Genomic DNA, 7,655 nt, shown 5'->3' on the forward strand with positions numbered 1-7,655 from the left:
TGTACTGACCGGGAACGTTGATCAATCGTGAGAACGGCGGTTGGTTCCCACAGGCCGTGTGGGGCCGATGGTGGTTGTAGTAGTGCAGCCAGCCCTCGAGCTCACCGCGCCGCTCAGCCTCGGAGGTGTAGCAGCGAGCGTAGGCCCAGCCATCGGCCAGGGTGCGGTGGAAACGCTCGACCTTCCCGTTGGTCTGCGGCCGATACGGCCTCGTGCGCTTGTGCCGGATGCCCAGCTCGGCGCAGGTGTCTCGCCACAGGTGTGAACGGTAGGCGCCGCCGTTGTCGGACAGGATCTGCTCGACCGTGACACCGCGGGCGTTGAACCACTCGACAGCCCGAACGAGCACGGCGGCGGCGGTGAGGGAGGTCTCGTCGTCGTGGATCTCGGCATAGGCGACGCGGGAGTGGTCGTCGATGACGGTGTGGACGTAGGCCTTGCCCATGAGCGGATCCCGCCACTTGTTGCGGGGCTTGTCGGGTGTGGCGGCTCGGTTGCGGTCGCCTTGTTGTCGGCCGACGTAGCGCCAGCCGCCGCCGTCGGGGATGTTGCCGAGCTTCTTCACGTCGACGTGCAGCATTGCCCCGGGGTGGTCGTGCTCGTAGCGGCGCACTGGCTCCCCGGTGGCGCGATCGACGTGCGACAGCCGGTTCAGGTGCGCGTCGACCAGGATCCGGTGGACCGTGGACGGTGCGATCCCCAGCCGGCAGGCGAGTTGGACTGGGCCTTCGCGCAGTCGGAGGCGGAGCTGGACGCAGCGCTTCGCGGTGGCGTGGTTGGTCTTGTTCGGTGACCGGTGCGGCCGCGAGGTCCGGTCCTGCATGGACTGGCCTGTGCGGTAGCGGTCGGCCCAGCGCTTCACGGTGGGCCAGGAGACCTGAAACCTGGCGGCGACCTCGCTAATCGGCCAGCCTTGGTCGACCACGAGCTGGGCGACGATCAAGCGGTGGCGCGGCGTGAGGGCAGCGTTCGGATGTGACATGAGGACCTTTCGTGCTACGCCGGGCGGCGCGCAGTGGGACCTGGATGAGTGTCAGGTTGGGCTGACGTGGATCCGTAGTGCTTGGGCCGCGAAGTCGGCGGCTTCGGAGCTTCCGAAGGCGGGATGGAAGTCGGGATTGGTGACGTAGAGGTTGGCCATGCCGAGCACCATGGCGGTCGCGTTGGCCGGGTCGTTGGCATGGGTGGGGGTGCCGGGGATCTGGGCGAACCAGGCGACATGCGCAGCTGCATGGGCCTGTGCCTCGGGGCTCGATGGCCCATGGCCGGCGGCGTGCAGCTCGCCCCAGCGGGCAAGTAGCTGCTCGGCATCGGCCTGGAACTGCTGCTGTTGTGCCAACGTCTTGGCGTGCCACCACTGGTTGGAGGCGTCGAAAGCTTCTTGCCCCCAGCGGGAGACCACCTCGGTCTTGTAGCGGTCGTTGAAGCCCTCGAGCATCATGTCCATGCGGGGCAGACGCCCCTGGCGGCGCATGGCGATGGTGTTCTCGACAGAGGCTATGCGCCGGACCAGAGCTTCACGGTCACGACGGAGTCTGACGAGGTGCTTCTCCAGGGCAGCTACCTCGTCGGCCTGATCGTGTTCGGAGTCGAGGACTGTGGCGATCTCGTCGAGCGACACCCCGGCGTCGCGCAGCAGCAGGATGCGTTGGAGGCGGGCCACGGAGGTTGGGCCGTAGTAGCGATAGCCGTTGGCGCCGATCCGGTCAGGGGTCAGCAGGCCGATCTGGTGGTAGTGCCGCAGGGCTCGGCCACTGATCCCGGCACGTTGCGCCAGTTGCTGGACGGTCCACTCCACCACGACCCACCCTCCTTCACTGTCCAGTCGTTGCCAGACCCAACTGTGGCAGGGCCACGGCCAGGATGTCGGCTGCGGGGACCGTCACGCAGTCGGCTGCACTGCGACCGGTCGCGGACAGGTAGGCGTTGGCGATTCGGGCACCCGCTGCATAACCCGCCCCGGTGGGCAGGCCCACCGGGGTCCCGCCGAACAGGCGCGCGCTGGCATCGCCCAGAACCCAGGCACTGAAGTCCCGCATCCCGGTCACCCCCAGCCCCTCGACGACCCGCGCCAGCACCGGGTCACTGGTTCGGGTCTGATCGCTGACGAAGTGGGTGAATCCCCGCGCACCGTAGGTCTCGGCAGCGAACAGGTCCGCCAGGCCCTCAGCCACGACGTGCTCACCGACGGTGACGGTCCTGGGGTCCCACACCACGCCGCCGGGCGAGTAGCGCACGTTGTGGTGGAGCTCATGCAGTGCGATGGCCTCCAAACGGTCCAGTACCTGCGAGGTGGGCCAGACGGTGATTGCGATGAAGCCGCTGATCCCGCCGAAGGCCGACAGTCCACGGATCTCGTCCATGAAGTGCTTGTTGTCGGGGTCGCCCAGGACGAGTAGCACGCGAAGGTCAGGCATGGACATACTCGGGTTGGCTGCTGCCAACCGCTCCAAGCCGTCCTGCACGGCGCGCTCGACCCGACCCCACGCATCGGCTGCTTCCAAGGCCTCCAGGCCTTCGAGGACCAGGTCGCGTGGGGCTTCAGGTCCGAAACCGAAGTTCTGGGCATGTACCTGGGCCAGGTCCGGGCCGCCCGGGATGAATAAGTACATGCCGGCCATCGGCGCCCACAGGGCACGGGCCGCCTCATCCCATTCGCCCGGCTGTGCTTGAGCCAAGCGCCGCATGCCAGCGAGGCTGTCGATCATCGAGACTGTCATGCCCACGACTGTACACGTTGACGTCACGGCAAGGTCAATCTCTCGCTTCGATCAACGTCTCCGGTCAGTACATCTAGCGGCGTACCAAGCTCGTGTGAACAGTGATATCGGTAAATTTGGGTTGAACCCAGCCGGTGTAAAGTTCGCCGAAGGTCTCAAAGAATTAGGCGAGAGAAATCCAAGGTCGACTGACGGCCCCGAGGCAGAAGGAGATGAGAAAGACTTTCCCGAAGAATTACCGTAGACATCCGGGATAGTATCGATCCATGTCCTCTCCCCTTCCCAGTGCTGCCGAAATCGCTCGACGTAAACAGTCGCTAAACAGCAAAATTAATAACGAAGCCAAAAGGCGTGGCGTGCCGGCCAACTCAGTGCGCTACCAATTTGTTTTCCAAGTATTTTTACGCCGCGTCTTTAAAAATCCAGCCGACACAGCCTGGTCCTTGCGCGGAGGAACATCCCTACTGCTGCGCACCGGCGGCGGTAGGTTTACGCAAGATATTGACCTCGCCCGTGCAGCCGATTGGGCCAGCGTAGAGGATGTAAGAGAAGAATTACGACAGGTTTGTGAAGTCGATCTCAACGACCATTTTCAGTTTGAACTGGTCTCCGTGAAGGAAACTAGGGAGGATTCGACTGCGTACGGGCGCGCAACACTCAGGGCTGTAGTCAAATGTCTGCTTGGGCTGAAAGAGTTCCAGAGGTTCTCCGTTGACATATCCCCTGGAAGGCACACGCAGACGCCAGCAGAAATCATTGAAGTAAAGCCCGTAATTAAGCTTGAGGATGGTCCAGAGGAGCCATTTGCTATCCGGGTAACCCCCATCGAAAGCCATCTCGCCGATAAGGTTTGTGCTTTATACGAAGACTATGGCGTAAATTCAAACACCCGATACCGTGACCTTGCCGATATTGTCCGCATCATTATGCACGAATCATTCTCCGCAGAACGGCTACTCGACACGTTGTATCACGAGTCTCACCGGCGAGGCGTAACACTACCGAAACTCTTACATCCTCCTCATAGTAAGTGGGAAGAGGAATACCATGAACACGCGCAAGGGTTCTTCGAGTTCCCCAAAGAGTATGCAACACTCGACGCCTCCTTGGATTACTCCAATAACTGCCTCGCCGCCGTTCTGGATCAAAGCATCGACCAGCGTCTTTCCTGGGATCCGATAAAACAAGAATGGCATATGGAGTAAACACAGGAAGCGCCATAATCGGACAGTGTCATCACGTCAGTTTTGACTAAGTTCCTTAGGGCCCAGCATATAATCTGTACACAGTAGTGCACCTTGCAAGTAAACCTGGAGATCCTGATGGTCCAAGCCCCACCGCGCAGCAACTTCGCATTTGTGATCCCAGTGTGGCCAGCCCTAGGGCAAGACGCCATCCGCGCCGAGCGCATGGCACTGCGCCAGCCGGATGTTACCGGGATGCTTGCCCGTCGCATCGTGGAGAAAGTGGTCAAGCAGATCTGGCGCTTCGCCGGCATCGGCGAGACAGCCATGAAGGACCTCAACTCGCTCATCGGCGACCCACGGTTCCAACAGCTGGCCGGTACCAGCAAGATCAACGCGCTCACCATAATCCGCAAGGCGGGCAATGACTCGGTGCATGACAGCGGTATTCGCCCCGAACGCGCCGTTAAGGTAGTTAAGCACCTCTTCGACGTCCTTTCCTGGGCCATCCTGCGCTACTCGTCCCACCCAGAATCACAACCCACTGAGGCATTCCAAGAGGCGTACCTTAAACCGCCAGCAGGGATGACCCCGCAGCGAACCTCTCCGGAGGAGTTAAAGAAGCTTGCCGACGAGCTCGACGCCAAAGACAAGCAACTCGGCGAACAGGAGCTGCTGCTCAACGAATCCGAACAAAAGCTACTCGAACAGCAAGAGGCTCACGCGCGTGAAAAGGCACTTTTTGCGCAGAAGCAAGCAGACACAGAAGAAGCGCATGCAGCAGCGCAGAAGGCACTAGTCGCGGAAATCGCCCAGTTACGCACCCAGCTGCTTGAGGCCCAGCGGAAAAAGTCCAACCCGAACGCAGCGCCACTGTCCCCCACCATCAGTGAGGCAGAGACGCGCCGGGATCTCATCGATCCGATGCTGGCGCGGGCAGGGTTCAAGCACGGTGCCAACCTGTTGCGTGAGTTCCCGGTCACCGGCATGCCCAACAGCACCGGCGAAGGATTCGTCGATTATGCCTTGATGGGCAAGGACGGTAAACCACTGGGCTTGCTAGAGGCCAAGCGATCGTCGAAAAGCATGAACGATGGCGCCGTCCAAGCCGGACTGTACGCCGACGCACTCGAAGCGCAGTTCGGGCAACGCCCGATCGTTTTCCTCACCAATGGCTACCACATCCAGCTGGTGGACGTGGATGGTTCCTCGCGCACTGTGGAAGGCTACCCTACCCCTGACCAGCTGTATTCCATGATTTACCACCGCGCACAGCGCAGGCGCCTGGCAGATCAAGAAATCGATGCGCAGATCGCCGGACGTGATTATCAAATGTCCATGATCCGTGCGGTCACTGAACGGTTTGAGAACGAGGGGCATCGCCGGGCGCTTTTGGTAATGGCCACCGGGACCGGAAAGACACGCGTGGCCATTGCGCTATCTAAGCTGATGCGCGGTGCAAAGTGGGCTAAGAAGGTGTTGTTCCTGGCGGACCGCCAAGCGTTAGTGGAGCAGGCCCATGAAAACTTCGTGGAGCTGTATGAAAGTTCCAATCCCGTGAACCTGCTCAAGAACCCCGACGAGATTGGCGACGTGTACGTATCCACCTATCAAACCATGATGGGCATGATTAGCGACGACGGTGACCAGCCCGCCAAGTTCAACCCCTACGATTTTGACCTGATCATTATCGACGAGGCACACCGCTCCATCTATCACCGTTTCAAGCGGATCCTCGACTACTTTGACGCGTACGTGCTGGGCCTGACCGCCACACCAAAGACCGATGTACACCACGACACGTACTCGCTGTTCCACATCGACGGCAAGGAGCCGACCGGCGCATACTCGCTGAAACAGGCCATTGAGGACGGCAACCTGGTGAACTACAAGACCTACGCTGCCGACTCGCTCTTCCTGCGCAGCGGCATGCGTTACGACGAGCTCTCGCCCGAAGACAAGGCCGCCTGGGATGCCCAAGACTGGGGCAATGATAAAGATGGCAATCCCCTGCCCCCGCCCGATGGTGTAGCTGCAGGCGAGATCAACCGCGTGCTGTACAACCGCGACACCATCCGCAAGGTCCTAGCCCAGCTGGTGGAGCGTGGGCACACGGTCGAAGGCGACCAGTTGGGAAAAACCATCATCTTCGCGCGCACCCAGCAGCACGCAGACCTAATCAAGGAAGAGTTTGACAAGCACTTCCCCGCCCATGCGGGTGATGGAGCCACTGTTATCACGCATTCGACGAATTATGCCTCGACAGCAATCAAGAACTTTAAGCGTGCACATGACAATCCGCGCGTGGCAATCTCCGTGGACATGCTTGATACCGGCATCGACGTGCCCGAAGTGGTCAACCTGGTGTTCTTCAAACCGGTCTACTCCCCCACTAAGTTCTGGCAGATGGTCGGCCGTGGCACCCGCCTGCGCAAGGACTTGTTTGGGCCTGGAGAGGACAAGAAAAACTTCAGAATTTTCGATTACTGTGGTAACGTTGAATCTTTCAGTGAACGCGCCGAAACCGACGACAGTGGCACCCGTCCTATCACCTTGTCAGAAAAGCTCTTCACCTCCCGCGCGCTTCTGCTCGCGATGCTGGATAAGCATGACCGGACGAACCCGTTACGCGACGAACTAGCCACCTACCTCCATGACCTTGTGCTAACCGTACCCGAGGGCAACATTCTTGTGCGTCCCGACGATCGCCCTGTCCTGTACCGGTACCAGGACCTCGCAGCGTGGAACGAGCTTCACGACGTCGACGTGGTTGTCGATCACCTCGCACACCTACCTTTCGAGCAGGTCGTCAGGGACAAGGAATCCGCGAAACGGGTGGACTTGCTGGTCCTGCAGCTGCAGTTGGGACTGCTGGAATCGTCGGCAAGCTTTGTGAAAAACAAACAGAAGCTGGAGCAAGTTGCAGGCGAGTTGTTGGGAATTGAGCTTGCCCAGGTGCGCAAGCACGCTGGAGTTCTGGAGCGGGTGCTGGACCCCGCATGGTGGGAAGGTGTCACACTTGCCGATCTTGAAGAAACGCGCGTAGTCATCCGTGGACTTGCCGAATTGATTCCCCGTAGTCAACGCAAGATTGTGGTCTTTGACTTCGAGGACACAGTCTCTGACCTGGAAGAAGTGGAACTTAACCCCGTCGATGCAGGGGTGGGAGTACACGAAAGCCGCATTGAGGCACGGTTGCGTGAGTTCTTTAATGAGCAGAAGAATACCGTGGCGATGCAGAAGCTGCGCACTGCGCGCCCGCTGACCGAACAGGATATTGCAGCCCTAGAGGAAATGGTTGCCCAAGTGTCGTCCGAAGACGTGGAGCGGGTACGTGAAAGCCTTGGTGGTGGTGATAGCGGCCCAGCGTTTATCCGCAGGTTGGTGGGCCTGGAGCCTGATGCTGTGCGTGCGGAGTTCTCGGATTTCCTCGACGGATCGACCCTCACGGCAAACCAGATCAGTTTCACCAAGACTTTGGTTGAACCGTCACGGTTTTGTTGCCACCGTTAGATTGGCTGAGCCACCCTCTCAGGTGACTCGGTGATTGTAGCGTGCCCGGCCCAGTAGGTCTCCTCGTGCTCCGCGGGTGGGACCATCCCGAGGGTGGAGTGCAGTCGACGGGTGTTGTACCACTGCACCCACGACATGGTCGCCAGCTCCACGTCCACGATCGACTCCAAGCGCTCCGGGGTGAAGATCCGGGAGCCGATGCACTCGGTCTTGTACAGCCCGTTGATCGATTCCATCA

At 60.2% G+C, this 7,655-nt stretch carries 6 protein-coding genes; 2 read left to right on the forward strand and 4 right to left on the reverse strand.

Going from position 1 to position 7,655, the window contains the following annotated elements; translation table 11 throughout:
• From B097_RS0108360 to B097_RS0108370, 3 genes are all read right to left on the reverse strand, one after another.
• On the reverse strand, positions 1-982 hold a 982-nt coding region (locus B097_RS0108360; protein WP_018581285.1), incomplete at its 3' end, for an IS481 family transposase.
• Positions 983-1,033: 51 nt separating this feature from the next.
• On the reverse strand, positions 1,034-1,801 hold the full coding sequence (locus B097_RS0108365) for a MerR family transcriptional regulator (RefSeq protein ID WP_018581286.1): 768 nt from the start codon (positions 1,799-1,801) through the stop codon (positions 1,034-1,036).
• A gap of 13 nt (positions 1,802-1,814) precedes the next feature.
• A complete protein-coding gene (locus tag B097_RS0108370; protein ID WP_040429357.1) occupies positions 1,815-2,720 on the reverse strand; it encodes a DUF2268 domain-containing putative Zn-dependent protease in 906 nt (301 codons plus the stop codon).
• Positions 2,721-2,986: 266 nt separating this feature from the next.
• Between B097_RS0108370 and B097_RS12730 the strand changes: the two genes are divergently transcribed.
• Together B097_RS12730 and B097_RS12735 are read left to right on the forward strand one after the other, a co-directional pair.
• On the forward strand, positions 2,987-3,925 hold the full coding sequence (locus tag B097_RS12730; RefSeq protein WP_040429525.1) for a nucleotidyl transferase AbiEii/AbiGii toxin family protein: 939 nt from the start codon (positions 2,987-2,989) through the stop codon (positions 3,923-3,925).
• Positions 3,926-4,018: 93 nt separating this feature from the next.
• Positions 4,019-7,417, forward strand: a complete 3,399-nt coding sequence (locus tag B097_RS12735) for a DEAD/DEAH box helicase family protein (protein WP_237559419.1) — start codon at positions 4,019-4,021, stop codon at positions 7,415-7,417.
• On the opposite strand, the gene B097_RS12740 is transcribed toward B097_RS12735, so the two are convergent.
• Positions 7,414-7,655 (reverse strand): integrase core domain-containing protein (locus tag B097_RS12740; protein ID WP_018581423.1); only part of this gene is annotated, 242 nt, incomplete at its 5' end. The genes B097_RS12735 and B097_RS12740 overlap by 4 nt on opposite strands.

It is taken from the genome of Corynebacterium pilosum DSM 20521 = CIP 103422, assembly GCF_000373805.1.
Classification (GTDB): domain Bacteria; phylum Actinomycetota; class Actinomycetes; order Mycobacteriales; family Mycobacteriaceae; genus Corynebacterium; species Corynebacterium pilosum.